Below are 24,249 nucleotides of genomic sequence, written 5' to 3'. Positions count from 1 at the left end.
CCCGTCCCCGGCGACACGAGGCCGCGCCGATGACGCGCGAGACGGCGCCGGCGCCGGTGAACCTCCGCGACTTCGAACCGGCCGCCCGCGCGCGGCTCGATCCGGCGCACTACGACTACTTCGCCGGCGGCGCCCAGGACGAGATCACGGTGGCCGCCAACGAGGCCGCGTTCAGGCGCCACACGCTGGTCCCGCGGATCCTGCGCGGCCAGGGCGCCCCCCGGCTGGAGGTCACCGTGCTCGGCGAGAGCGCGTCCATGCCCATCCTGCTGGCGCCGACGGCGTTCCACCGGCTGGCCCACCCCGACGCCGAGCGCGCCACCGCCCGCGCCGCCGCCGAGGCCGGCGTCATCATGATCGCCGCGATGCTCTCCACGGTCACGATCGAGCAGATCGCCGCCTGCGGCGCCAAGCTGTGGTTCCAGCTGTACATCCAGCCCGACCTGGACTTCACCGCCTCGCTCGTCCGGCGCGCCGAGGACGCGGGCTGCCGCGCGCTGGTCGTCACCGCCGACTCCCCCGCCCTCGGCCGCAACGAGCGGGGAGACCGCAACCGCTTCCACGACCTGCCCCCCGGCATCCACTGCGCGAACATGGAGGAGGAGGGCAAGGTGCGGCAGGTCGTGCTGTCGCCGGACATCTCCTGGCGGCACGTCGACTGGCTGAAGGAGACGACCTCACTGCCGATCGTGCTCAAAGGCGTGCTCCACCCCGAGGACGCCCGCCTCGCGGTCGAGCACGGCGTCGACGGGCTCATCGTGTCCAACCACGGCGGCCGCCAGCTGGACACCGTTCCCGCCTCGCTCGACCGGCTGCCGCTGGTGGCCGAGGCGGTGGGCGGAACGGTGCCGCTGCTGCTCGACGGCGGGGTGCGGCGCGGCACCGACGTGGTGAAGGCGCTCGCGCTCGGCGCCGCCGCCGCGGCGATCGGGCGTCCGGCGCTGTGGGGGCTGGCGGTCGCCGGCCAGGCCGGCGTGGAACGGGTCCTCGAACTGCTGAGGAACGAACTGGCGAACGCCCTGACCCTCTGCGGCGCGGCCTCGCCCGCCGATGTGACCGATGGCCTGCTGGGAGGCGTCGCCTGGAAGTGATCGGGGTGCGCGTCGGCGCACCGGGACGCCGTCGCTGAAGGCGACCCCGGAACGGCTCGGGCCGGCCCCCGCTTCCACGACCGCCACGCGGCCCTTCATCCCCTCGTTCCGCGGACCTTCACCCCTCGTCCCGTGGCCGGCCCTCGGCGACCGCGCTGAGCTCCCGGCGCAGCCGTGCCAGGCCGCGCCGGATCCGGGTCTTCGCCGTTCCCAGCGGTATCCCCTCGCGCTCGGCGATCTCCTTGGCCGTGAACCCGTAGCACACCGACAGCACGACGAGCCTGCTCTGCTCGGGCGGGAGGCCGCGCAGCTCCAGCGACAGCCGCTCGGCGCCGTCGTGGTCGATCTCGTCCCGGGGCAGGGTCGAGGTCCGGGCGCGGATGCCTCCCGGCTCGACCGGCAGATCGCGGCGGAGCCGGACGGCGTCCACGGCGGCGTTCCTGGCGATGGTCAGCAGCCAGGTGGCTCCGCGCCCGCGCCGCACGTCGTAGGTGGCCGCGTGCCGCCAGGCCCGCACGAAGGCGTCCTGGGCCACCTCCTCGGCGAGCCCGGGATCGCCGACCACCCCGAGCGCCAGCCCGTACACCCGTGCGTGGAACCTCCGCACGAGAGCGGACGTGGCGTCCTGGTCTCCGGACGCCATGCCCTCGATGAGCGACTCATCGGAAGATCCCATGGTGGCTACGACGCGCGTGCCGCCACGCGGGTTCAACCGCTCATGAACGCGCGTGGCGATCTCCAAGGTCGGCCTTCACCGGTCATTCCAGGATGAAGCTGGCGCTGTCCCGGAAGGCGCCGGTGCCGTCGTTCTGTTCGAGCCACACCTGGCCCGCCCGGTGCCGCAGGAAGTACCCCGGGAAGTTCACCGCCTCCAGCGAGACGGTTCCCGTCCCCGAGAGCCCGGCGCGGCGGGCGAAGGACGCGTCCGCGTTGAACAGGCTCGTGCCGTCGCCCTTCTGCACCCAGGCCGCGTAGTCGCGGTGCCGCAGGAAGTATCCGGGGAAGTTGGTCGACTCCAGCGAGACCGTGCCCGAGCCGGACAGCCCCGCCACCAGGCGGAACTGGGAGTCCGCCAGCGGAGAGACGTTCGCCTCCAGGCGCGCCCGGTAGTCCCAGTGGCGGACCGCGTACCCCGGCTGGTCGTAGGACATCAGCCGTGCCGGCGTGGCCCCGTCCGGCACCGGGATGCCGAAGTCGGGGGTGCCGTTCGCCGTCCAGTACACCTTCTGCAGCCGGGTGCGCCGGTTCGGATCGTTGAGCGGATCGCCGGAGATGTCCCGGTAGTTGCGGTCGTGGTAGACCATGATGTCGCTCTGGCCGTCCTCGGAGACGGTGAAGGAGTTGTGGCCCGGGCCGTACTGGCCGGTCGCGGCGCTGGTGGCGAAGACCGGATTGGCGCTCTTCGTCCAGGACGAGGCCTGCAGCGGGTCGGCCGAGGCGGACGCGGTGAGCATCCCGAGGCAGTAGTTGGCGTCGGTGGCGCTGGCCGAGTAGGTGAGGAACAGCCGCCCGTTGCGCTGCAGCACCGCCGGCCCTTCGGCCACCTTGTACCCGCGGGTCTCCCAGGCCAGCGTCGGCACGGTCAGGCGGGTCGTGGCGCCGGTGATCGTCCACGGGTTGGCGCCCATGCGGGCGATGTACAGGTTGGAGTTGGTCGAGATGTTCGGCTCCTGCTGCGCCCAGAGCAGATAGCGCACGCCGTTGGCGACGAAGGTGGTGGCGTCCAGGGAGAAGGTGTCCCACGGCGTGGTGATACGGCCGCGCTCGGTCCAGGTCCCGCTCAGCGGGTCGGCGCTGGAGTTCTCCAGCACGTACATCCGGATTCTCCACACGTCGTCGGCCCGGCCGGCGGCGAAGTAGACGTACCACTTGCCGTTGATGAAGTGGATCTCCGGCGCCCAGATGTGCGCGCCCATCTCCCCACTGGTGTGCTTGCGCCAGATGACCGTCTCCGGGGCGGTCGCCAGTCCCTGGAGGGTGGTGGCCCGGCGCAGCACGATGCGGTCGTACTGCGGGACGGTCGCGGTGAAGTAGTAGTAGCCGTCGGTGTGCCGGAAGATGTGCGGGTCGGCGCGCTGCGCGGCCAGCGGGTTGGTGTACTGCACGGCGGGCGAGGCGTGCGCCGTGCCCGGCGCCAGCAGTACGGCGAGCATGGCGAGCAGCGCGGCCATGGCGGTCACCGCCCGTCGCCGGAGCGGACCGCGCGTGGGTGAGGGATGCGTGGACATCGGCTCGTCCTTTCCGTTGGAGCCCGCCGGGGAGGGCGTGCGCTCAGGCCAGTGGCGCGGTCACCGTGAACGAGGCGTCCGAGGCGAACACCGAGGTGGACTCCCTGAAGTCGAGCCGCATCTCGTAGTTGTAGTGGCGCAGGTAGCGGCCGGGCAGGTTGTAGGACTCCAAGGACACCGCGCCCGCGCCCGCGAGCCCCGCCCGTCCGCAGAAGGTGGCGTCGCTCTTGAAGATCGCCGAGCCGTCGTCGCGCTGCAAGGTCAGCCGCATGTTGTAGTGGCGCAGGTAGTAGCCGGACAGGTTCACCGCCCGGAACGAGTAGCAGTTCGCCTGCGCCAGTCCCGCGACCACGGTCAACGTGGCGTCCCGGCGGTCGGCGAGCGGGCTCGAGGCGCTGAGCGGGTCCACGTAGGCCAGATAGTTACGGTGGCGCAGGTAGCGGTCGGGGGCGTTGACCGACCGCAGCGACCAGTTGCCGGCGGGGATCGCCGTCGTGTCGCCGGAGTCCTCGCGGAGCACGGTGAAGTGCCTGGCCACGCCGGACAGACCGGGCAGTTCGTACTTCGGCCCGAACGAGTACAGGTCCGCGCTGTCGGTGTAGTAGTACCGGCCGCCGGAGTAGTTGTCGAAGTAGAGCCGCCATCTGCCGTCGGGCAGACGCGTCAGCGCCGGCCCCTCCAGCCCCGACCCCCACCCCGCCCAGTTGCCGACGCCGGTGAACTGCCACGGGCCGTTGAGCGACGTCGCGGTGGCGTGCTCGATGTACTTGGTCGTCTCGTTCTTGAGGAAGTTGTGGTACGTGGAGCCGGCCTTGACCACGAAGCTGTCGATGTAGTTCGCCGGGATGCCCAGCGCCACCGGGGCGGTCCACGCCGACAGGGAACCGTCGGTGGCGGTGATGCGGTACGGCCTGAACTGCCCGGCCGTGCCGGTCGTGGAGGCCGAGAAGATGACGTGCACGCTGCCGTCGGAGTCCTTGAACCACTCCGGCGCCCAGGTGCTGCCGGTGCTGCCGTTCAGGCCGACGGTGACGTTGCGGAGGAACGTCCAGGTCACCGCGTCGGCGCTGCGGGCGAAACCGATGGTGTTGCCCGTCCAGTTGGTGGTGTGGACGAGGTAGTAGTAGCCGTCGGTGTGCCGCATCACGCTCGGGTCGCGGATCAGCCCCGACGGCGGCTTGTAGGCGTTGGCCCGAACCAGGTTGTAGTTCGTGGCGTTCGACGAGTCGTAGACGTACATGTTCGACTCGCTGCTGTTGGTGAAGGCGGTCATCAGGTAGTGCGGGACGGGGCCGGCGGCGTGGGCCGCGACCGGCGGGAGCACGATCACCGCGAGGGCGGCGATCAGCGCGGCGACGCCGGCGAGTGCTCGTCTGGCGCCCGGGCGCGCCAGGACCGCGCCGATGCCGCGCGCCGGGGAACTCTGACGGGTACGCATGCGGCGGGCCTCCACCTCGGGTGGCGTGATCTGCCGGCGCTAAGGCGTCGCGTCAAGGACGTCGTTATCTAGGACGTTAGCGCTAACATTCCACTGCCACCGTTGACGTAGTGGTGAATGAGGAATATCGGCGCATTCCTAACCTGGCAGCGGAGCGACTGTCAATCAAGGTCACGAACGCCCCCTTTCCGTCGTGGCGCATCCACCGCACGGCGGTGAACCTTTCACAGCGAGGAAGCCGCCGGACGGTCACCCGGGGAAGATCAAAAACCCGGGCGGGACATGTTCCACCAGCCATACGCCGTTGGCGCTGAGGTGGAACTCGTGCCCGGCGGCGCGCATGGCCGCGGCGTCCACGACGAGCACGACCGGGACGCCCCGGCGGGCGCCCACCCGGGTCGCGGTCTCGCGGTCCGGGGACAGGTGCACGTGGTGGCGGCTCATCGGCCGCAGCCCCTGCTCGCGGATCGGAGGCAGGCTCCGGGCCACGGTGCCGTGGTAGAGGATCGCCGGCGGCTCGACCACCGGCAGTTCGAGCTCGACCGGGATCGAATGCCCCTGGCTGGCGCGGATTCGCCCGTCCTGGAGCACGAAACGTCGTTTGTCGTTGACGGCGACCACGTGCTCCACTTCCTGCATCGTGATCGGGAAGCCGTGCGCACCGGCCGCACGCAGGAGAGCGTCCAGCTCCACCCATCCGTTCTCGTCAAGGGTGAGCCCGATGCGGCCCGGTTCGTGCCGCAGATGCTTGGCCAGGTACTTGGATACGCGTACCGTTCGTCGCTCGTCCATCGCCCACCGAGTCTCCCCCATCCCCCCGGCCCGGCCAACCCGATTTCGACCACTCGCCCGCATAACGAAGAAACCCCAGCTCGCCGTGGCGAGCTGGGGTTTCTGCCTGTGCGCCGCCAGGGACTCGAACCCCGGACCCGCTGATTAAGAGTCAGCTGCTCTAACCAACTGAGCTAGCGGCGCTGGAAGCAGGACAAGATTAGCGCACCTTGTGGGCGACTTCGTACCTGTCGGGCGGGTTAGAGTAGAACATCATTCGGGTCAACGACGGGAGCGCCGATGACGTCGTGGTTCACCTCGCCCGCCGACGCCGGAGAACGGCTCGCCGCCGTGGACTATCTGACCGACGACGGCATCACGACTCCGGTCTTCCTGGCCGCCGCCCTGGGCAAGCCGCTGCTGGCCGAGGGACCGGCGGGGGTGGGCAAGACGCAGCTCGCCAAGGCCGTCGCCCAGGCCGCGGGGGCCGAGCTGATCCGCCTGCAGTGCTACGAAGGGCTGGACGAGGCCCGGGCGCTGTACGAGTGGAACTACAAGAAGCAGCTCCTGCGCATCCAGTCCGCCGGCGGGCAGGCATGGGAGGAGACCCACGACGACATCTTCAGCGAGGAGTTCCTGCTGGAACGGCCGCTGCTGAAAGCGATCAGGCGCACCGGTCCGACCGTGCTGCTGATCGACGAGATCGACAAGGCCGACGTCGAGGTCGAGGGCCTGCTGCTGGAGATCCTGTCCGACTACCAGGTGACGATCCCCGAGCTCGGCACGATCACCGCGACCCGCAGGCCGTACGTCGTGCTGACCTCGAACGCGACCCGGGAGCTGTCGGAGGCGCTGAAGCGGCGCTGCCTGTACCTGCACCTCGACTACCCCTCGCCCGAACGCGAGCGGGACATCGTCATCGCGCAGGTGCCCGGCATCGCCGCCTCGCTGGCCGAGCAGCTCGCCCGCACGGTCGCCACGCTGCGCGCGCTGGAACTGAAGAAGTCGCCGTCGATCGCCGAGACCATCGACTGGGCCCACACCCTGCTCGCGCTGGGCCGCTCCGACCTGGACGCGGCCACGACGGCGGGCACGCTGGGCGTCGTGCTCAAACACGCGTCCGACCAATCACGAGCCATCAAGGACCTAGGCCTCGCACCTTCCTAAGCCCCGCCTCAAATACGACGACGAAGGGCGCCGCCTCAAAGGCGCCCCGAGCACGCCGAGCGAAGCGAGGCAAAACAAACACAGCTCGGGGCGCGGCGGTGTCCTGAGGAGGAGAGAGCGAGTGCGAGGAACGAGCGCTCGTGAACGACGACGAACGGCGCCGCCTCAAAGGCGCCCCGAGCACGCCGAGCGAAGCGAGGCAAACAAACACAGAGGTGGCTCTTGTCGTTGCTGGATAGGCATGTGCGGTTCCTGGGGGCGCTGCGCGGCGCCGGGGTGCCGGTGTCGCCGGCCGAAGGGCTGGACGCCGTCCGTGCGCTTCAGGTGATCGAGTTGACCGAGCGTGAGACGCTGCGCGAGGCGTACGCGGCGACGCTGGTGAAGCGCCCGGCGTACCGGCCGGCCTTCGACACGCTGTTCGACCTGTGGTTTCCGCCGCTGACCAGCGGCCTGCGCGTCGGCGCGGAGACGGAGGGGGCCGGGCCGGATCTGGAGCACGCCGAGGTGGCCGAGCTGCGCGAGCGGCTCACCGAACTGCTGCTCGCCGACGCCGGCGCCACCGGTGACCCGGCCTTCGGCGCGTTCGTCCGGGCGATGGTCGACCGCTTCGGACGTCAGGCGGCCGGGCCGGGCCGGCAGAACTGGTTCTCCTACTCGGTGCTGCGCGCCCTGTCCCCCGGCACGCTGATGGCCGGGATGCTCGGCGAGGTGCTGCGCGGGCAGGAGCGGGGAGGGCTGGCCGAGAAGGTCGCCCGCCGGCGGCTGTCGGACGGCATCGCCGGCTTCGAGGAGGCCGTGGCGTCGGACGTGCGCAGGCGGATCGCCGAGGACTCCGGCGTGGAGAAGATCGCGAAGGCCACGGTGCGGCCGCCGGTCGACCAGATCGACTTCCTGCGGGTCACCAAGGCCGACCTCGCCCGGCTGCGGCGCGAGGTCCATCCGCTGGCACGCCGCCTGGCCACCCGCCTGACGATCAAGCACAGGCACGGCCATCGGGGGCGCCTGGACTTCCGGCGCACGGTGAGGGCGTCGCTGAGCACCGGCGGCGTGCCGATCTCGACCCATATGCGGCCCCGCCGGCCGCACAAGCCCGAGCTGGTGGTGCTGTGCGACGCCAGCGACTCGGTGTCCGCCTTCTCGCACTTCACGCTGCTGCTGACGTACGCGCTGCGCGAGCAGTTCACCAAGGTGCGCGCGTTCGCCTTCGTGGACACGGTGGACGAGATCACCAGGTTCTTCGCGCCCGGCGCCGATGTCGTGGAGGCGATCACGACGATGACCAGGGAGGCGGACATCACCCGCTTCGGGCGCAGCGACTACGGCCGCGCGCTGGAGGGGTTCGCCGAAAGGTACGCAGACGCCATCACCCCCAAGACGTCGCTGCTGATCCTTGGGGACGCGCGGTCGAACTACCAGCGTCCTGCGCTGCCCGCCCTGAAACGGCTCGCCGGCGCCGCCCGGCACGCGTACTGGCTGAACCCGGAGCCGCGCGCGCAGTGGGACACCGGCGATTCGGTGGCGGCCGCCTACGGCGGGCTGGTCCCGATGCACGAGTGCCGCAACGTGGCCCAGCTCGCCGCCTTCATCGAGGAACTCGCATAGGTCCGCGAAGGTACGCCGCGCCGCCGGCCCGACCGGCTCGGCCCGCGCGCTGACGGGCGGCGAGCGGACCGGCGGCCGGCGGACCGGCGGCGGACGGACGGGCCACGGACGGACCAGCAGCGCGCGAACGGGCCACAGGCGGACCGGCGGCGGGCGGACGGGCTGCGGCGTCAGGGCATCCTGCGCAGGATGCGCGCCGCCGTGCGCGCGAGGACCTCGACCTCTTCCTCGCCCAGGCCGGCGTGCGCGTCGCCGATGATCCATCGCGCGGCCTTGCGGGGCAGGAACAGCGTGAGTCCCTCGGCGGTCACGAAGGGCGCCTTCACGTGCCCGCCGTGGACGACCAGCAGAGGGGTGATCTCGACGGGGATGCCGGACTCGCGCGAGAGCAGCTCTCCCATCGCCGCGGCGGCGTCCACCAGCCCCTTGGCGACCGAGGTGCCCGACCGTTCGCCGAAGAAGAGCTTGCCGCCGTACGCGGCGATGTGGGTGTCCGGCGGCCATGCCTCGTTGTCGATGATCCAGACGCCGCCCGGGCCGATCACCAGGTGGTCGATGGACGCCTTCCCCGGCACGGCGCGGCCGTCGAGAACGCGGTACCCGTGCTTGCCCAGCCCGCGCCGCAGCAACCGCCCGGTGCGGGTGGCGCCGCTGCGTTTGCCGCGCCAGACGGCGGTGGCCTCGAACATCCGCCAGGAGATGAACGCGTCCACCACCCAGACGGCGCCGCCGCCGAGCAGCCCGATGAGGAAGGGCAGCGGGAAGGCGCGGTAGAGAGCGAGGGCGGTGAACAGGATGACGCCCGCTCCCGCCATGAAGTGGCGCCGACGTCGGCGCTCCGACCTCGTCTCGCGCCACCGGAGCTCGTACATCACCGAAGGCGTGCCCCACTTGAACTTGTCGTCCTGCGGCACGTAGATGGACCCATTGGGCACCGGAAACCCCCACGATTTCGGGCTCAGTCGACTACGTTCTGGAGTACCCAAGCCGGGGCTCCAACTTTCCCAAGGTAACGGAACTAACACACCTCGGACACAGCAGGGACGCGAGAACTTTGACGGACGGCGGTAAATGAGCACGCCGGAAGTCGGGATGCCACAGTCGGTTAACCGACCAGTCGGTATGCTTGGAGCCATCGCTATTCAGGGGAGGCGTGCGAGATGGCGCGCAACGGGGCCCGGCCGCCGGCCGCCGCGACACAGGACAAACCGGTCGATGGCACCAAGCCGGACGAGCCGGTACGGCAGCGGCTGATCGCCGAGGCGACGCGGCTGTTCGCCGAGAAGGGGTTCGAGAGCACGTCGGTGCAGGAGGTCGTGGCCGCCGCCGGAGTCACCAAGGGGGCGATGTACCACTACTTCGGGTCCAAGGACGACCTGCTCCAGGAGATCTACGCTCGCGTGCTGCGACTGCAGATGGAACGGCTGGACCGGTTCGCGGACGCGCCCGGGCCGGTCGCCGGGCGCGTGCACGCCGCCGCGGCCGACGTGATCGCCACCACGATCGAGAACCTCGACGACTCCAAGATCTTCTTCCGGTCGATGCACCAGCTCGCACCCGAGACGCAGAAGGCGGTCCGGGCCGAGCGGCGGCGCTACCACGAGCGCTTCCGCGACCTGCTGGCCGAGGGCCAGCGGGCCGGGGTGTTCCGGGACGACGTGCCCGCCGACCTCGTGGTCGACTTCTTCTTCGGCTCGGTCCACCACCTCGGCACCTGGTACCACGCGGACGGCCCCCTGTCGGGCGGCGAGGTCGGCCGCCACTTCGCCGACCTGCTCCTGGCCTCCCTCCGTCCCTGACCGCTCCCCAGGTCAGGGGGCGAGCGGGGCCGGGAGGCCGGCCAGGCGGGCGAGAGCGTCGCGGTGGCCGCTGGGGGTGCCCAGCGCGATCTCGTCGGCTTTCGCGCGCTTCATGTAGAGGTGCAGGGGGTGCTCCCAGGTCATGCCGATGCCTCCGTGCAGTTGCAGGCACTCCTCGGCCGCGTGCACGGCGACCTCCCCGCACCACGCCTGGGCCACCGCGACCGCCATGGCCGCTTCGGCCGCGCCGCCGGTCTCGTCGTCGGCCCGCGCCGCGAGCGCGTCGGCGGCGTTGCGGGCCGCGGCCCTGGCCTGGACGAGCTCCATCCACAGGTCGGCGAGCCGGTGCTTCAGGGCCTGGAACGAGCCGACGGGCCGGGCGAACTGGTGCCGCTCCTTGACGTAGGCGAGCGTCGTGGTCAGGCACCACTCGGCCACTCCGAGCTGCTCGGAGGCCAGCAGTCCCGCGCCCAGCTCCAGCGCCGCGCGCAAAGGCGCGAGATCGGCGGCGACCGGCCTGCCCGGCGCGCCGGCGAAGGTCACGGTGGCGACCGGCCGCGTGAGATCGAGGGAGGTGGCCGTTTCGACGCTCGCGTCCGTCGCGTCCACCGCGTAGAGCACGCCGGAGGCGGGGACGATGAGCACGTCGGCGACCTCGGCCCCCGCGACGGCGGTGACCCGCCCCGTCAGCCTCCCCCGCTCGGCCCGCACCGCGCCCGCCGTCGGCGAGGGCAGCGCGTACGGCGAGGTGGCGAACGAGACGGCGAGCGCGGCCGTGGTCTCCCCCGTCGCGAGGGCCGCGAGCAGGTCGCGGGCCTCACCGGCGCCGGAGTCCACCAGCGCCCACGTCGCCATGACGGCGCTGGTCAGGAACGGTACCGGGGTGACCGCGCGGCCGAGCTCCTCCAGCACGACCGCCGCCTCGCGGGCGGACGCGCCCGCGCCGCCCAGGTCTTCGGGGATGAGCAGCCCGGCGGCGCCGATGTCCCGGGCCAGCGCCTTCCACAGGTCGGCGTCGTACGGTGAGGCGCTCTCGACCCGGGCGAGCACCGCGGACGGCGGGCACCGGTCGGCCAGCAGGTCGCGGACGGCCGCCCGCAGCTCCTCCTCGACCTCGGAGTACAGCAGTGTCATCGGCTCGCTCTCCACTCCTCGTTCGCCGTGCCGGCGGTCATCGCGGGAGTTCCTTCCAGGGGACGTTCTTGTCGACGCGGGGTTCGGCGGGCAGGCCGAGGACCCGCTCGGCGATGATGTTGCGCAGGATCTCGGAGGTGCCGCCCTCGATGGAGTTCCCCTTCGCCCGCAGATAGCGGTAGCCGGGACCGCGGCCGAAGAAGTCGACCGTCTCCGACCTGCGGAAGGTCCAGTCGTCGTACAGCAGGCCCTCCTCGCGGCGCATCTCCACCTCAAGCCCCGAGAGCGCCTGGTTGAGGTGGGCGAAGGCGAGCTTCATCCCCGAGCCCTCCGGGCCGGGGGTCCCGGCGGCGAGCTGCTCGCGCAGCCGCACCCCGGCGAGCCGGGTGACCTCGGCCTCGACCCACAGACGCAGGAGCCGCTGGTGCAGGTCATGGGTGCGCAGCTCGGGACGGCGCCGCCAGGTCTCGGTGACCGTTCCCAGCACGCCTCCGCCGCGCCGCGACGGGGCGCCGCCGATGGCGACGCGCTCGTTCATGAGGGTGGTCTGGGCCACCCGCCACCCGTCGCCCACCTCGCCGAGGCGCAGGTCGTCCGGGAGCCGCACACCGGTGAGGAACACCTCGTTGAACTCGGCCTCGCCGGTGATCTGGCGCAGCGGCCGCACGTCGACGCCGGGCGCGTGCATGTCGCACACGAAGTAGGTCATGCCCCGGTGCTTGGGCACGTCCGGGTCGGTGCGGGCGACCAGGATGGCCCACCGGGCGTGGTGGGCCCCGGACGTCCACACCTTCTGCCCGTCCACGACCCACTCGCCGCCCTCGCGCACGGCCCGGGTGGCCAGGGTCGCCAGGTCGGATCCGGCGCCCGGCTCGCTGAAGAGCTGGCACCAGATCTCCTCGCCGGTCCACAGGGGGCGCAGGAAGCGCTTCTTCTGCTCCTCGGTGCCGAAGGCGAGGATCGTGGGCGCCGCCATGCCGAGCCCGATGGCCATCTTGCCGAAGTCGAGCTGCGGGGTGCCCGCGAGCTCGGCCTCCACGACGTGCTGCAGGTCGCGGGGCGCACCGAGTCCGCCGAGGCCCTCGGGGAAGTGCACCCAGGCAAGCCCGGCGTCGAACCGCGCCCGCAGGAAGCCGGGCGGCGGGGTCGTGGCCGGGTCGTTCCGCGCGAGGAACGCGCGCACCCGTTCCTTGATCGCCGCCTCGTCCACAGTCACAGAAAGGTCCCTTCGGTCGTCCGGCATGTCGCCGCCGTCACCCGGCGCACGGGGTCACCCGGCCGGCTTGCGATTTTGAGCTGGACCCGGCGCGCGGGTCACTCGGCGGGGCGAGCGCTTCTTGAGCTCGGCCCCGTGCGGGGTCAGTCGGCGGGCATGTGCTTCTTGAGCTCGCGGCGGGCCAGCGAGCGCTTGTGCACCTCGTCGGGGCCGTCGGCGAGCCGCAGCGTACGGGCCGCCGCCCACAGGCCGGCCAGCGGGAAGTCCTGGCTGACGCCCCCGGCGCCGTGGACCTGGATGGCCTTGTCCAGGATCCACTCGACGTCGCGCGGCGTCGCGATCTTGATGGCCTGGATCTCGGTGTGCGCCCCGCGGTTGCCGACGGTGTCCATCAGCCAGGCGGTCTTGAGCACCAGCAGCCGCAACTGCTCGACCTTGACCCGCGACTCGGCGATCCAGTCCTGCACGACGCCCTGCTGGGCGACCTGCTTGCCGAACGCGACCCGCGACAGGGCGCGCCGGCACATCATCTCGATCGCCCGCTCGGCCATGCCGATCAGGCGCATGCAGTGGTGGATTCGGCCGGGCCCGAGGCGCGCCTGCGCGATGGCGAACCCGCCGCCCTCCTCGCCGATCAGGTGGTCCACGGGCACGCGGACGTCCTCGAAGAGCACCTCGGCGTGGCCGCCGTGGTCGCCGTCGGTGTAGCCGAAGACGTGCATGCCGCGCTGAACGGTGATGCCAGGGGTGTCGCGCGGCACGAGCACCATGCTCTGCCGCCGGTGCTCGGGCCCCTCGTGCGAGGTCTTGCCCATCACGATGAAGACGGCGCAGCGCGGGTTCATCGCCCCGGAGGCGAACCACTTGCGGCCGTTGATGACGTACTCGCCGCCGTCGCGCACGATCGAGGTCGCGATGTTGGTCGCGTCGGAGGAGGCGACCTCCGGCTCGGTCATCGCGAACGCCGACCTGATCTCGCCGTCCAGCAGCGGGCGCAGCCACCTCTCGCGCTGCCGTTCGCTGCCGAACATGGAGAGGACCTCCATGTTGCCGGTGTCGGGGGCGGCGCAGTTGGTGGCGGGCGGGGCGATGCGCGGGCTGCGGCCCATGATCTCGGCGAGCGGCGCGTACTGCAGGTTGGTCAGCCCCGCGCCGTGCTCACCGGGCAGGAAGAGGTTCCACAGGCCCCGATCGCGCGCCTCGGCCTTGAGGTCCTCCAGCATCGGCGGTGCGGTCCAGCCGCTCTCGGCCGCCTGCCACTCGAAGGCCTCCTCCGCCGGGTACACGCGCTCGTCCATGAATTCGAGCAGCCGCTTGCGCAGGTCCTCGGTGGTGTCGTCGTAGGCGAAGTCCATCAGCCCTCCAGTGACGTGAGCGCGTACGGGAAGTGCATCAGCCCTCCAGTGACTCCAGTGCGTGCAGTCCGTGGGCCACCAGCGGGGCGACGTGCCCGCCGATCTCGCCGAAGCCGTCTCCGACGGTCAGCCCCTGGGTGTAGCGGAAGTGGATGCCCTCGGCGATCACCGCGAGCTTGAAGCAGGCCAGGCCGAGGTACCAGCCGAGCCGTGACACCGCGAGGCCCGCGCCGGTCGCGTACCGCTCCGCCAGCACGGGTGCGGCCGAGACGGTGGCAGTGCCGGCCTCGGGCGGGCCGCCCGTGTCCAGGGAGGCGAAGTCGCCGTAGAGGAGGAACAGGGCCAGGTCGGTGAGCGGGTCGCCGAGGGTGGACATCTCCCAGTCGAGCACGGCCCGCACTCGCCCGTCGGCGATCAGGGTGTTGCCCAGCTTGAAGTCACCGTGCACGATCGTGTGGCGCTGGGTGACGGGCACGGCGCGCGCGAGGCGGTCGAAGAGGTCGTCGATGCCGGGTATCTCACGGCTGCGGGAGGCGTCGAGCTGGCGCTTCCACCGCTTGACCTGGCGCTCCAGGAAACCTTCCGGCCTGCCGAAGTCGGCGAGCCCGAGTGCGGACGGGTCCAGGGCGTGCAGCCGGGCGAGGATGTCGGTCAGCTCGGCCTCGATGGCGGGCGTCGCCGGAGGCAGGCCGCCCTCGACGTACTCCATGACGTAGAACGGCGCCCCGATGACCTCCGGGTCGTCACAGAGAAGGTAGGTGCGGGGCACGGGCACACCGGTGTCGCGGAGCGCGGTCATCACGCGGTACTCCCGGCCCATGTCGTGCGCCGTGGCCAGGACGTGCCCGAGTGGCGGTCTGCGGACGACGAGGCGGCGCCCGCCGTCGTGCACGAGATAGGTGAGGTTCGACCGCCCTCCGTGGATCACCTCGGCGGTCAGCACGCCCTCGGCGAGCCCGTGCCTGCCCAGATGGCCCCTCAGGCGGCCGAGGTCCAAGCCCGGCGGGCCTGTGTCGATTCGTGCGGGCATCGCGCTCTCCAGTCGTCCCAGTGCCTGGAGCGTACCGACCGGACGGTATGCCTGTCGACCGCTCACCGCGGCCTCGGCGCGCCGTACGACCGCCGCCGCAGGGGGCGGCCTCCGCTCCGAACCCGGCCTCCAGCCTAGAGTCAGGCGCCGCGAAGCCAAGTGGTCGCCGGAAAAGCGCCGCCGGTGGCTCTGCCGGCCAGGCCACTTCACCGGCCAGACTTCACGGCATGACCGCGAGGATGCCCGACCCCACGACCCTGACCGGCCGTTTCGTCCAGCTGGAACCGCTCGGCCCGCACCACGTCCCCGATCTGCACGCCGCCGGCGGGAACGACGACGAAGTGTGGCGCTGGATGCCGGCGGCGACGCCCCGCACCGAGGAGGAGACGCTGCGGGTCGCCCTGAGTCTGGTCGAGAACCCGGGCATCGTGCCGTTCGCCGTCATCCTGCGGCGGACCGGCCGGGCCATCGGCTGGACGACCCTGCACGACGTGCCCGGCTTCGACGACAGCCTGGAGATCGGCTGGACCTGGTACGGAAGGGCACACTGGCGCACGGCCGTGAACACCGAGTGCAAGCTGCTGCTGCTCGGGCACGCCTTCGACAAGCTCGGCCACAACCGCGTCCTGCTGAAGACCGACGTGCTCAACACCCGCTCGCAGCAGGCCATCGCGCGCATCGGCGGCGTCTACGAGGGAACGTTGCGCAGGCACCGGCGCCGCCCCGACGGGACGTGGCGGGACACCGTCTACTTCGGCATCCTCGACGACGAGTGGCCCGCCTGCAGAGAACGCCTCGAGACGGCCCTCGACCACGACTGAGCCCCGGCCACGCACGGCGCACGGCGGACGGCGGACGGCGGACGGCGGACGGCGGACGGCGGACGGCGGACGGCGGACGGCGGACGGCGGACGGCGGACGGCGGACGGCGGACGGCGGACGGCGGACGGCGGACGGCGGACGGCGGACGACCCGGATTCACGCGAGCATGCCGCGGAGCAGTTCGCGCATCCCGTCGCGGAGGTCCTCCAGTGTGGGAACGGCTCCCGCGCCCGCGATGGCGTCGAACAACACCCCTTCTCCGAAGGCGACCAGTTGCCCGCCGTGCCGTACGGGGTCGCGGGAACCGGACGCGGCGAGCACGGCGGTGGCGACCTCGCGGAAACGGCGCCCCGCCGCGTCGTACACCTGGCGAAGCTCGGGACGGCGGGTCGCCTCCAGGGCCAGCTCATAGCGGGCGAGCGAGGTACGGCGCCCCTCGGTGAGCTGACGATGGAGCAGGCCGGCCATCAGATCGGCGAGCTCCTCGGGCGAACCCATCGCGCCCGACCTTCGAGACGAACCCACCGCGCCCGATCCCTGCGACGAACCCTTCGCGCCCGATTCCGGGACGTCCGCCATCGCGGCGACCGGCGGGACGGCGGTGAAGTAGCCCTCCTCCAGGGCGGTGAGCCGGGCGAGGGTGAGCGCGAGCAGTGCGGCGCGGGTGCGCGCGAGGTTGGACGTCGAGCCGAGCGGCAGGCCCGCGGCCTCGTCCACGGCACGGTGGGTCAGGCCGCGCATCCCACGCTCCACCAGCAGCGTTATGGCCGTCTCTGCGATCAGTTCCTCCCTGCTCATGGGGCCAGACTACACGTGTAGTAATCTAACTACAGGTGTAGTCGAAGGAGGCGGCATGTCTCATGCGGTAGTGATCGGCGGCGGGATCGGCGGGCTCACCGCCGCGGCCGCGCTCTCTCTCAGGGGCTGGTCGGTCACGGTGTGCGAGCGCGCCCCGTCGATCGAACCGGTCGGCTCCGGCCTCGCCATCGCCCCCAACGCGCTCAGGGCCCTGGACACCATCGGCGTGGGCGGCAAGGTGCGCGAGCTGTCGGCGATCCAGGGAGAGGCGGGCGTGCGCACGGCGGACGGCCGATGGCTGCTGCGCACCAGTGCCGAGGCCGCCCTGGCACGGTTCGGCGAGCCGACCGTCGTCCTGCTCCGTGCCACGCTGGTCGACCTGCTCGCGAGCCGGCTGCCGTCCGGCGCGCTGCGCCTCGGCACGACCGTCCACGCCGTCGACCCGCGGACCGGCCGGGTCTCGACCAGCGGCGGCGACCTGCCGGCCGACCTCGTGGTGGCGGCCGACGGCATCGACTCGGCCGTTCGCCGCTCGCTGTTCCCCGGGCATCCCGGGACCGCGCACTCCGGCGTGACGAGCTGGCGGCTCCTGGTCGACCCGTCGCAGGACGAGACGCGCGGCAGCGAGTCATGGGGACGCGGCCGGGTGTTCGGCGTAGTGCCCATGGCCGGCGGGCTGGTGTACTGCTACGCCACCGTCCCCGTCCATCCCGCCGTCACGTCCCGTGGCATGGACCGCGCCGAGGCGGGCGGTCCGGCGGACGGTGGAGACCGCGCCGCGAACGCCGAGGTGCGCGGGCGGGGAGCACGGCACCACGAGGAACGCGAGGGCCAGGGCGGCGGGCGCAAGGCCGATCTCATGAGGCTGTTCGGCGACTGGCACGACCCGATCCCCCGGCTGATCGAGGCGTCGCGCGAGGAGTCGATCCTGCGGCACGACATCTTCTGCCTGGCCGCTCCGCTGCCCGCCTTCCACTCCGGCAAGGTGGCGCTGCTCGGTGACGCGGCCCACGCGATGACCCCGAACCTCGGTCAGGGCGCGTGCCAGGCGATCGAGGACGCGGTGGTCCTGGCCCACCTCGCGGATGACCTCCCGGCCTACACGACGGCCCGGCTGCGCCGCACCACCAAGATCATGCGCAGGTCGCGGACCCTCTGCCGCGTGACCCGCTGGTCCAACCCGCTGGCGGTCCGCGCCAGAGACGCGGCCATGTCCCTGGCCGGACGCCTGGGCGACGACCTGACCCTGCGCCAGTTCCAGGACGTCTTCAGCTGGCGCCCGCCCACCTGACCCGCGACGACGGACGCGTCCGGAGCATGTCCAGGACAGGCGAAGGACGTCCAGGGACGGGCGAAGGACACCCCGGAGCGAACGGAGGACGTCCGGCTATAGGCGGGGAGGGTGGCTCTATCTGACGCCGGCCTTGCTGATCACGGGGATGGGGATTTCGGCGTGGGGAGGGGTGACGGCCTGGGTGGTCTCGGGAGTGAGGCGGCTCAGCGTGATCGTTCCCGCGATCAGCACCGCGGCCGAGATGATCGCCGGGATGACGTCGCTCACCTCCGTCGGCAGCGGCTCCCCGAGCAGCACGGCTCCGGCGATCACCGAGGTGATCGGGTCGATCACCTGCACTCCGGCGTAGGCGATGCCGAAGTAGCCCACGGCGTAGGACTTCTGCAGCAGCACGATGGCGAAGACCAGCAGCACCGGGATGGCGACCGTGAACCAGTGGAGCAACCGGGACAGGTCGCCCCCGAGGCCCCCGCCGACGACGCGGACGAACGTCGAGACCGACGCGGTCACCGACCCGGCGCCGATGGACAGCAGCAACGCCTTCATCGGGCCCCGGGCGCGCCGCGAGGCGATGTGGCACACCGCGACCACCGTGCCGACGACCGCGAGGAACGCGATCGCCGCCGGGGTGGACAGGACGGGAGGGGTGTTGCTCTGCGGGATCAGCAGCATGAGCCCCAGCAGCCCGGCGGCCACCGCGATCGAGCCGAGCACCTCCGACTTGTGCGGACGCCTGCCGTGCAGGACCGCCGCCAGAGGGACGGCGAAGACGAGCGTCGTGACGCTGACCGGCTGGATCAGCACCAGCGGCGCGAAGCTGAGAGCCACGGCGTGCAGGCCGGCGCCGAGCAGCCCGATGACGCCGCCGATGAGCCAGCGCGGCCTTCTGACGAGCTTGAGGTTGGCGCCCCCGTGCACGGCCTCGTACTGCTGCAGGGCCGCGCCGCCCGCGTACCCCAGCGCGCCGACCAGCGCGATGGACACCCCGAGCCAGATCATGAAGCGGCCCCTGTGGGCAGTACGCGGGCAGCGGGGAGCGCAGGTGGGGTCATCAGAGGGAGCACCATGCCAGCTTAGGGACAAATGCGAGGAACGCGGTCGCCGTTGCTCCCATTACCTCGTGATCAGGGGGTACCCGCCGATCGAGATCGATCCGCCGGCCGGAGGCCGGCCGGCGATCGGCGTGCGCGCCTCCGGCGAGCGGAGTCCCTGCGGAATCGGCGGTTTCGCGCGCGGGCGGCAGGCCCCGGTCGCTCCGCTGGTGGTTCCCACTGGCGGCCATGGCGACTTCCGCTGCCCGGAGAAGGCCGCCGTAATCGGATCCACGCCGGCCGTTCCCCGGTCCCCCTCCCCAGCCAGGAGCACTCGACGTCGGAGCACTCGGGACAGGAACACTCGGGACAGGAGCACTCGACGTCAGGAGCGCTCGGCGTCAGGAGCGCTCGGGGCACACGCAGAAGAGGTGGCCCTCGGGGTCGGCAAGGACGATCCATCCCTGGCCGGGCTGGAAGTCCGGCCTGGTGGCGCCCAGCTCGACGTACTCCTGGACGGCCTTGTCAACGTCCGGAACCCGGAAGTCGAGGTGGAACTGCTTGTCCGGCCCCGGCCACACGGCCGGCTTACGCTCGGGGACCCGGGCGAAGAAGATGCTCGTCGTCCCGTCCCCGATGCCGGCGTACTCCTCCTCGGCGTACTGCACCTCGAACCCGGTGATGGCGGAATAGAACTCGGCGAGCTTCTTGGGCTCGGCACAGTCGATGGTCACGGCGATGAGAGTCGCTTTGGTGGTCATGGGCCCCATCGTGGACGTCATACCTGTCACCCGATGTCAGGTAACCGAAACCCACCCGCCGTCACACTCCCGCAACCGTCCCGGCAGAGCCGCCGGCCCGCCTTCATTCGCGGCGGGCGCCCTCCGGCCAGATGACGTGGACCTCGATGCCGCGGCGTCGCGCCTCGGCGACCACGTCGGCCGTGCCGCCGTAGCCGCGGGCCGGCTTGCCGTCCCAGACGGCGTACAACTCCTCGGCCAGGTCGAGTATGAGCTTGCCGCCCTCCATGTGGGCCTCGTCGGTGGATTCGACGTACCGCAGGCGGTGGACCCTCTCAGCGGCGCCCATGAGCGTGTCGTACCCGTCCTGGGAGTCCGGCGGCAGGTCCTCGCGGTAGCGCTCGGAGCAGACCACGGCCTCCAGCGTGCCCCCGAGATCGAGAACCGCCCGGGCGAAGATCTGGTCGGCGCCGTCGGCGAGGCAGGACACCCCCCTGACCTCGGGCGCGTGCCGCGCGAGGATGCCGCGGATGGCCTTCTCCACGAGCTTGACGGTGGATGCCGGCAGCCCACGGTGCCCCGACACCGCGATGCGCCGCTGACCGCATGTCCCCGCGCCGGACGGATGCGGAGCGGTGGAAACATCCTCAGCTGCGTGAACCCCACCACAGCATGTGCTCACGGGCGATGGCCTCCTCGGACTCGTCCACGAAATGCGCCCATTCGGACTCCGTCCTCGGCCATTCCACGCGCGACACGATATCCGCCAGCTCCAGGGCGGCGATCGAATACGACGTGGCGAGTTGCTGGTGCTGCCGGGTCTGCAGCCAGGCGATGCCCGCGGCGGCGAGGGCGCCGACAATGCCGGGCAGATCGAGGTCGATGACCTGGTCGGCGTTCAGGATCGCGGCGATCAGGCCGACGGCCTCCATCGCCGCCAGCCCGATCGACCACCGCGACGCCCGGCGCTCGTGGTAGGAGGCCTTCGCGCAGTACCAGGCGCGCTGCTCGTTGATCCGGCCGCTCATGTAGTGCTGCTTGCGCTCCTCCAGCGACAGCGCCCTGATCTCGCGCATCATGGCCGTGACCTGGGACGCCTCCTCCATCGGAGGCACGAGGGCGAACCCATGGATGCCGCGGGTGATCTCGGCGAAGCGCCGGTGCAGGAGAAGGTCCATGTCGGCGTCGTCGTCCGCGCCGTCCCGCCCGAACGGCGCCCCGCCGACGAGATAGCGCCATGCGAGCGTCTTGGCCGACTCGGCGGCGGCCCTGGCCTCGTACCACTGCCGGTCGGGCCGCGCGGAGAGGAGGTAGACCTCGGTGACGAGCGCCGTGGCGAGCGCGCCGGCGGCGACGATCGCGGCGACGTCGACGCGTCCGGCTATGAAGCCGAACGAACCGAAGATCGCCGCGGCTACCAATGATGTCAGGCGCACCCCCGTCGCGGTGAGCAGCCTGCGCTGCCCCACGATGGCGCCTCGGTCAGCGGCGCGATAAAGCGCCGGAAAACCTGTGTCAGGGTCACTGGCCACCACACATTCACTGGAGCCTCTCCCCTGTCTCATGTCAAGGGGTAATGGAACCACACATAAGATCTTGAAATATCGGCGCGACACCAATTCGGTGATCTCGGATCCTTAACCGCCGCACTCTGACCTCACGTCCCACCTTCCTCATTTACCCCTTTATTTTGCCGATAATGCCGCAAAAAATGGACGGCACGATCGCCACCTACGACCTAGAGTTGGAGGGTGGCGCCGGGAGTCCCGCCGGTGCGGCACAGCCCGATCGATCACCCGCATCACCGGGAGACGATCAACACATAGTACGTATGCACTTACTTTCACCGACAACCGGGACGGGCTACGCAGGACAGGATAACCCCCCCAAACGTGATCTTTCTATTTTAAAGGCCCCCCATTGCAGCCCCTATCGTAGGTAAAAATCCATCGACCTGAGGCAAAAACCTGGGCATCGGGCGACTGCATCCCCTAATCTCATGCCACCTGGGGCGACACCAAGGGAAGACATCCCGATGAAGGTGACACGCAGGGCGACGGAGTGATTACTCTTAGCTTAGGCCCTGGATTACATAATCCAGACTGATATGGATGGATAGTCTTATGAACGTTGTGTCCAGGGAAAACAAGTCGGGAATCACCACAGATCAGATCGATCTACGGGACGTACCCCTCTCCCGTATGGGGGCGCTGGCGAACGCCGGCCTGCTCAATCATGCTCTTCCGGACTTGTCGGTCGATCGCGTGGGCGTCGCCGCATTCCAGTCTTCGATCTAGCCATTCTCGTGAGTCGGCCTGCCGTCCCATTCCGGCAATTCGTCATCAAGATCGCCAGTCGTTGCGATCTTGCCTGCGACCACTGCTATGTGTACGAGCACGCCGACCAGAGCTGGCGAAGGCGCCCCGTCGTCATGGCGGACGAGACGATGGCGTCGACCGCCGGCAGGATCAGCGAACACGCACGGCGGCACCGGCTGACCCGCGTCAGCGTTGTTCTGCACGGCGGCGAGCCGTTGCTGGCCGGGCCCGAACGACTCGGCCGCTTCGCAGACGAACTGACGCGCTCACTCGACGGCGTCTGCGAGCTGGAACTCAAGATCCACACCAATGGAGTACTCCTCGACGCCGAGTTCTGCGATCTCTTCAGCTCGCGGGGCGTCAAGGTCGGCATCTCGCTTGACGGAGATCGGATCGCCAACGACCGCCATCGCAAGTACGCCAACGGCCGCAGCAGCTACGACAAGGTCATCCGTGCCGTCACCCTGCTGAGAGAGCGATATCCGAGCCTGTACTCCGGGCTGCTCTGCACGATCGACATCGCCAACGACCCCGTGACGGTCTATGAGGCACTGGCCGAGCTCGAGCCGCCCCGGGTCGACTTCCTGCTCCCGCACGCCACTTGGGACCAGCCGCCTCCGTCCGACCCCGCGGCGTACGGCGACTGGCTCATACAGATCTTCGACCGGTGGCTGGCCGACGGCAGGCCGATGAGCGTCCGCATGTTCGAGTCGGCCCTGCGCACCCTGGCGAACAAGAGCAGCCTGACCGAGTCCCTCGGGCTCGAACCGAGCGACCTCGTGGTGATCGAGACTGATGGTTCCTACGAGCAGGCCGACTCCCTCAAAACCGCTTTCGACGGCGCCCCGGCGACCGGTTTCGACGTCGAGCGGCACGCACTCGACGTCGTGGCCGCCCACCCCGGCATCACCGGCCGCCAGACGGGCTTGGAGGGCCTCGGCGAGCAGTGCCAGAACTGCCCCGTCGTCTCCTCGTGCGGCGGCGGCCTCTACGCGCACCGCTACCGCACGGGCTCGGGCTTCCTCAACCCAAGCGTCTACTGTGCCGGCCTGCTGCGGCTGATCACTCACATCCAGGACACCGTGCGCGCGATCGACCGCACAGCGCACAGTCTCCCTCCGTCGGACTTCATCGAACTGGCCTCCGGTTACGGGAGCGCCGAGTCGATCGCCAGACTGGAGGAGGGACAGCAGAGTCTGCGCCGCACCCTTCTCGCCAGCGTGGGCGGCGCTTCGGATTCCCTGGACGCCTGGCGCCTTCTCACGCTGATCGACAGCGAAGCCCGGCCGGTGCTCGATACCACGCTGGCCCACCCCTACATGCGTGTCTGGGCCATGCGATGCCTCAAAGGCGACGTCGACGACGGCCACCTGTCGGCGTTCGCCGCCGTCGCCGCCATCCGCGCCGGTGTCCGGGCCGTCCTGCGGGTGCCCGTCCGAAACGGCGCACTCCATCTGCCTTCGCTCGGCCTTCTCGACGTCGGCGGAGCCGCCGAGGCCACGGTCGAGACCGGCGAGCGACGCTTCAGTGTCCGCATCGGCGGTCGCGGCTGGTTCGTCGACCTCGACGCCCCCGGCGACAGCCCCGCGTGGTCGCCGGTGCGTCACCTGGCGGCGGAGGGCTTGACCGTGGCGCTGGACGACGTCGACCTGTATCGCGACTGCCACCAGTATCCGCCGGCCGAGCGGCTCGACGACCGGCATCTCGACCGCTGGGCGACCATGTTCGACGAGGCATGGAGGCTCATTCGGCGCGATCATCCGATGTACGCACCGGCTCTCGCGGCCGGGCTCGGCACCCTCATGCCCCTCGCGCCGCATCCCGAAGGCTCCGAGATCAGCTCCACGGCCCGTGACGCCTTCGGCGCCGTGGCCGCCGCGCTACCCGGGGACGCGACCTCGCTCGCGCTGCTGCTGATCCACGAATTCCAGCACGTCAAATTGGGTGCGATCCTCGACATCCACAGCCTGTACGACCCTAAGGACACCGGCCTGTACTACGCCCCCTGGCGTAGGGACCCTCGCCCGCTCGAAGGGCTGCTCCAGGGGACCTACGCCCATCTCGCCGTGGCCGACTTCTGGCGGGTGCGGCGTCTCCTCGACCGTGATGAGGCCGCTCACCGCGCGGCCGTCGCGTTCGCGCGCTGGCGGACGCTGACCGCCGATGCCATCGGGACCCTCGCCGGCTCGGGGGCGCTGACCGAGCGCGGTGAGCAGTTCGTGGGCATCATGCGCGAGACGGTCCGGCCCTGGCTCGCCGAACCCGTACCCGCCGCCGCCGAGCGAGAAGCGCGGGAGGCCGCTGCGGCACACAAGGCCGAGTGGTCGCGCGGCGTCAACGCCGGGCACCCATAGACACCCTGGACGCCGGTCCGCTCCTCGGCGCCCGAGTGCCGGTTCTACGCCCGACCGGGCA

22 protein-coding genes and 1 tRNA gene are annotated in these 24,249 nt (G+C 70.8%); 8 read left to right on the top strand and 15 right to left on the bottom strand.

The features are described 5' to 3' along the window. The first annotated feature begins 29 nt into the window (after positions 1-29). The gene (locus tag ACFO60_RS10485) at positions 30-1,091 is read left to right on the top strand and encodes an alpha-hydroxy acid oxidase (RefSeq protein ID WP_380839598.1); all 1,062 of its coding nucleotides are present in this window, start codon (positions 30-32) and stop codon (positions 1,089-1,091) included. A 118-nt stretch (positions 1,092-1,209) separates the two neighbouring features. Here ACFO60_RS10485 and ACFO60_RS10480 read toward each other — a convergent pair whose 3' ends face one another. From ACFO60_RS10480 to ACFO60_RS10460, 5 genes are all read right to left on the bottom strand, one after another. Next, positions 1,210-1,767, bottom strand: a complete 558-nt coding sequence (locus ACFO60_RS10480) for an RNA polymerase sigma factor (RefSeq protein WP_380839597.1) — start codon at positions 1,765-1,767, stop codon at positions 1,210-1,212. Positions 1,768-1,849: 82 nt separating this feature from the next. Then, positions 1,850-3,319: a family 43 glycosylhydrolase gene (locus tag ACFO60_RS10475; RefSeq protein ID WP_380839595.1), complete on the bottom strand. Its 1,470-nt coding sequence runs from the start codon at positions 3,317-3,319 to the stop codon at positions 1,850-1,852. Positions 3,320-3,362: 43 nt separating this feature from the next. Further along, positions 3,363-4,757 carry a glycoside hydrolase family 43 protein gene (locus ACFO60_RS10470; protein WP_380839592.1) on the bottom strand — a complete coding sequence of 465 codons (1,395 nt, stop codon included), beginning with the start codon at positions 4,755-4,757 and terminating at the stop codon, positions 3,363-3,365. A 249-nt stretch (positions 4,758-5,006) separates the two neighbouring features. Beyond that, a complete protein-coding gene (locus tag ACFO60_RS10465) occupies positions 5,007-5,549 on the bottom strand; it encodes an RNA 2'-phosphotransferase (protein ID WP_380839590.1) in 543 nt (180 codons plus the stop codon). Between the two features lie 109 nt (positions 5,550-5,658). Continuing rightward, positions 5,659-5,732 (bottom strand) — tRNA-Lys (locus tag ACFO60_RS10460). Positions 5,733-5,828: 96 nt separating this feature from the next. Between ACFO60_RS10460 and ACFO60_RS10455 the strand changes: the two genes are divergently transcribed. Then, positions 5,829-6,695 carry an AAA family ATPase gene (locus tag ACFO60_RS10455; RefSeq protein ID WP_380839589.1) on the top strand — a complete coding sequence of 289 codons (867 nt, stop codon included), beginning with the start codon at positions 5,829-5,831 and terminating at the stop codon, positions 6,693-6,695. Positions 6,696-6,917: 222 nt separating this feature from the next. Then, positions 6,918-8,297: a vWA domain-containing protein gene (locus ACFO60_RS10450; protein WP_380839587.1), complete on the top strand. Its 1,380-nt coding sequence runs from the start codon at positions 6,918-6,920 to the stop codon at positions 8,295-8,297. 170 nt (positions 8,298-8,467) lie between these two features. Here ACFO60_RS10450 and ACFO60_RS10445 read toward each other — a convergent pair whose 3' ends face one another. Continuing rightward, on the bottom strand, positions 8,468-9,232 hold the full coding sequence (locus ACFO60_RS10445) for a nuclease-related domain-containing protein (protein ID WP_380839584.1): 765 nt from the start codon (positions 9,230-9,232) through the stop codon (positions 8,468-8,470). 225 nt (positions 9,233-9,457) lie between these two features. Here ACFO60_RS10445 and ACFO60_RS10440 point away from each other — a divergent pair, with 225 nt between their 5' ends. Further along, positions 9,458-10,096 carry a TetR/AcrR family transcriptional regulator gene (locus ACFO60_RS10440; RefSeq protein WP_380839582.1) on the top strand — a complete coding sequence of 213 codons (639 nt, stop codon included), beginning with the start codon at positions 9,458-9,460 and terminating at the stop codon, positions 10,094-10,096. 12 nt (positions 10,097-10,108) lie between these two features. Here the strand turns inward: ACFO60_RS10440 and ACFO60_RS10435 are convergent, their stop codons facing one another. From ACFO60_RS10435 to ACFO60_RS10420, 4 genes are all read right to left on the bottom strand, one after another. Continuing rightward, the gene (locus ACFO60_RS10435; RefSeq protein WP_380839580.1) at positions 10,109-11,230 is read right to left on the bottom strand and encodes an acyl-CoA dehydrogenase family protein; all 1,122 of its coding nucleotides are present in this window, start codon (positions 11,228-11,230) and stop codon (positions 10,109-10,111) included. Positions 11,231-11,267: 37 nt separating this feature from the next. After that, positions 11,268-12,473 carry an acyl-CoA dehydrogenase family protein gene (locus ACFO60_RS10430; protein WP_380839577.1) on the bottom strand — a complete coding sequence of 402 codons (1,206 nt, stop codon included), beginning with the start codon at positions 12,471-12,473 and terminating at the stop codon, positions 11,268-11,270. A gap of 116 nt (positions 12,474-12,589) precedes the next feature. Then, positions 12,590-13,801 carry an acyl-CoA dehydrogenase family protein gene (locus ACFO60_RS10425; RefSeq protein WP_380839575.1) on the bottom strand — a complete coding sequence of 404 codons (1,212 nt, stop codon included), beginning with the start codon at positions 13,799-13,801 and terminating at the stop codon, positions 12,590-12,592. 37 nt (positions 13,802-13,838) lie between these two features. Further along, the gene (locus ACFO60_RS10420; protein ID WP_380839573.1) at positions 13,839-14,831 is read right to left on the bottom strand and encodes a phosphotransferase family protein; all 993 of its coding nucleotides are present in this window, start codon (positions 14,829-14,831) and stop codon (positions 13,839-13,841) included. Between the two features lie 227 nt (positions 14,832-15,058). Between ACFO60_RS10420 and ACFO60_RS10415 the strand changes: the two genes are divergently transcribed. Next, complete coding sequence (locus tag ACFO60_RS10415) at positions 15,059-15,652, top strand: GNAT family N-acetyltransferase (RefSeq protein ID WP_380839571.1); 594 nt, start codon at positions 15,059-15,061, stop codon at positions 15,650-15,652. Between the two features lie 157 nt (positions 15,653-15,809). Here the strand turns inward: ACFO60_RS10415 and ACFO60_RS10410 are convergent, their stop codons facing one another. Continuing rightward, positions 15,810-16,451, bottom strand: a complete 642-nt coding sequence (locus tag ACFO60_RS10410) for a TetR/AcrR family transcriptional regulator (RefSeq protein ID WP_380839569.1) — start codon at positions 16,449-16,451, stop codon at positions 15,810-15,812. A 55-nt stretch (positions 16,452-16,506) separates the two neighbouring features. Between ACFO60_RS10410 and ACFO60_RS10405 the strand changes: the two genes are divergently transcribed. Continuing rightward, the gene (locus tag ACFO60_RS10405; RefSeq protein WP_380839566.1) at positions 16,507-17,742 is read left to right on the top strand and encodes an FAD-dependent oxidoreductase; all 1,236 of its coding nucleotides are present in this window, start codon (positions 16,507-16,509) and stop codon (positions 17,740-17,742) included. Between the two features lie 117 nt (positions 17,743-17,859). Here the strand turns inward: ACFO60_RS10405 and ACFO60_RS10400 are convergent, their stop codons facing one another. From ACFO60_RS10400 to ACFO60_RS10385, 4 genes are all read right to left on the bottom strand, one after another. After that, positions 17,860-18,744 carry a DMT family transporter gene (locus ACFO60_RS10400; RefSeq protein ID WP_380839564.1) on the bottom strand — a complete coding sequence of 295 codons (885 nt, stop codon included), beginning with the start codon at positions 18,742-18,744 and terminating at the stop codon, positions 17,860-17,862. Between the two features lie 433 nt (positions 18,745-19,177). Continuing rightward, positions 19,178-19,537 (bottom strand): VOC family protein, encoded by a 360-nt coding sequence (locus ACFO60_RS10395; protein WP_380839562.1) that lies wholly within the window; start codon positions 19,535-19,537, stop codon positions 19,178-19,180. A 103-nt stretch (positions 19,538-19,640) separates the two neighbouring features. Further along, positions 19,641-20,060, bottom strand: a complete 420-nt coding sequence (locus tag ACFO60_RS10390; protein WP_380839559.1) for a hypothetical protein — start codon at positions 20,058-20,060, stop codon at positions 19,641-19,643. A gap of 103 nt (positions 20,061-20,163) precedes the next feature. Then, entirely contained in the window at positions 20,164-21,081 is a 918-nt protein-coding gene (locus tag ACFO60_RS10385) for a DUF4231 domain-containing protein (protein ID WP_380839557.1), read from the bottom strand. A 558-nt stretch (positions 21,082-21,639) separates the two neighbouring features. Here ACFO60_RS10385 and ACFO60_RS10380 point away from each other — a divergent pair. Both ACFO60_RS10380 and ACFO60_RS10375 read left to right on the top strand, forming a co-directional pair. Next, on the top strand, positions 21,640-21,813 hold the full coding sequence (locus tag ACFO60_RS10380) for a hypothetical protein (RefSeq protein WP_380839555.1): 174 nt from the start codon (positions 21,640-21,642) through the stop codon (positions 21,811-21,813). An 8-nt stretch (positions 21,814-21,821) separates the two neighbouring features. Next, entirely contained in the window at positions 21,822-24,188 is a 2,367-nt protein-coding gene (locus tag ACFO60_RS10375; protein ID WP_380839553.1) for an FxsB family cyclophane-forming radical SAM/SPASM peptide maturase, read from the top strand. Positions 24,189-24,249: the final 61 nt, after the last annotated feature.

It is taken from the genome of Sphaerisporangium dianthi, assembly GCF_042654065.1.
GTDB lineage: Bacteria > Actinomycetota > Actinomycetes > Streptosporangiales > Streptosporangiaceae > Sphaerisporangium > Sphaerisporangium dianthi.
Note: the sequence above shows the minus strand (reverse complement) of the source record. Positions and strands in the feature narration are given on the sequence as shown.

What these genes read in the sequence shown, in the direction of transcription:
- ACFO60_RS10485 (WP_380839598.1), top strand. Translation starts at nt 30, where the DNA reads ATGACGCGCGAGACGGCGCCGGCGCCGGTGAACCTCCGCGACTTCGAA.
- ACFO60_RS10480 (WP_380839597.1), bottom strand. Translation starts at nt 1,767, where the DNA reads ATGGGATCTTCCGATGAGTCGCTCATCGAGGGCATGGCGTCCGGAGAC.
- ACFO60_RS10475 (WP_380839595.1), bottom strand. Translation starts at nt 3,319, where the DNA reads ATGTCCACGCATCCCTCACCCACGCGCGGTCCGCTCCGGCGACGGGCG.
- ACFO60_RS10470 (WP_380839592.1), bottom strand. Translation starts at nt 4,757, where the DNA reads ATGCGTACCCGTCAGAGTTCCCCGGCGCGCGGCATCGGCGCGGTCCTG.
- ACFO60_RS10465 (WP_380839590.1), bottom strand. Translation starts at nt 5,549, where the DNA reads ATGGACGAGCGACGAACGGTACGCGTATCCAAGTACCTGGCCAAGCAT.
- ACFO60_RS10455 (WP_380839589.1), top strand. Translation starts at nt 5,829, where the DNA reads ATGACGTCGTGGTTCACCTCGCCCGCCGACGCCGGAGAACGGCTCGCC.
- ACFO60_RS10440 (WP_380839582.1), top strand. Translation starts at nt 9,458, where the DNA reads ATGGCGCGCAACGGGGCCCGGCCGCCGGCCGCCGCGACACAGGACAAA.
- ACFO60_RS10435 (WP_380839580.1), bottom strand. Translation starts at nt 11,230, where the DNA reads ATGACACTGCTGTACTCCGAGGTCGAGGAGGAGCTGCGGGCGGCCGTC.
- ACFO60_RS10430 (WP_380839577.1), bottom strand. Translation starts at nt 12,473, where the DNA reads ATGCCGGACGACCGAAGGGACCTTTCTGTGACTGTGGACGAGGCGGCG.
- ACFO60_RS10425 (WP_380839575.1), bottom strand. Translation starts at nt 13,801, where the DNA reads ATGGACTTCGCCTACGACGACACCACCGAGGACCTGCGCAAGCGGCTG.
- ACFO60_RS10420 (WP_380839573.1), bottom strand. Translation starts at nt 14,831, where the DNA reads ATGCCCGCACGAATCGACACAGGCCCGCCGGGCTTGGACCTCGGCCGC.
- ACFO60_RS10415 (WP_380839571.1), top strand. Translation starts at nt 15,059, where the DNA reads ATGACCGCGAGGATGCCCGACCCCACGACCCTGACCGGCCGTTTCGTC.
- ACFO60_RS10410 (WP_380839569.1), bottom strand. Translation starts at nt 16,451, where the DNA reads ATGAGCAGGGAGGAACTGATCGCAGAGACGGCCATAACGCTGCTGGTG.
- ACFO60_RS10405 (WP_380839566.1), top strand. Translation starts at nt 16,507, where the DNA reads ATGTCTCATGCGGTAGTGATCGGCGGCGGGATCGGCGGGCTCACCGCC.
- ACFO60_RS10400 (WP_380839564.1), bottom strand. Translation starts at nt 18,744, where the DNA reads ATGATCTGGCTCGGGGTGTCCATCGCGCTGGTCGGCGCGCTGGGGTAC.
- ACFO60_RS10395 (WP_380839562.1), bottom strand. Translation starts at nt 19,537, where the DNA reads ATGACCACCAAAGCGACTCTCATCGCCGTGACCATCGACTGTGCCGAG.
- ACFO60_RS10385 (WP_380839557.1), bottom strand. Translation starts at nt 21,081, where the DNA reads ATGAGACAGGGGAGAGGCTCCAGTGAATGTGTGGTGGCCAGTGACCCT.
- ACFO60_RS10380 (WP_380839555.1), top strand. Translation starts at nt 21,640, where the DNA reads ATGAACGTTGTGTCCAGGGAAAACAAGTCGGGAATCACCACAGATCAG.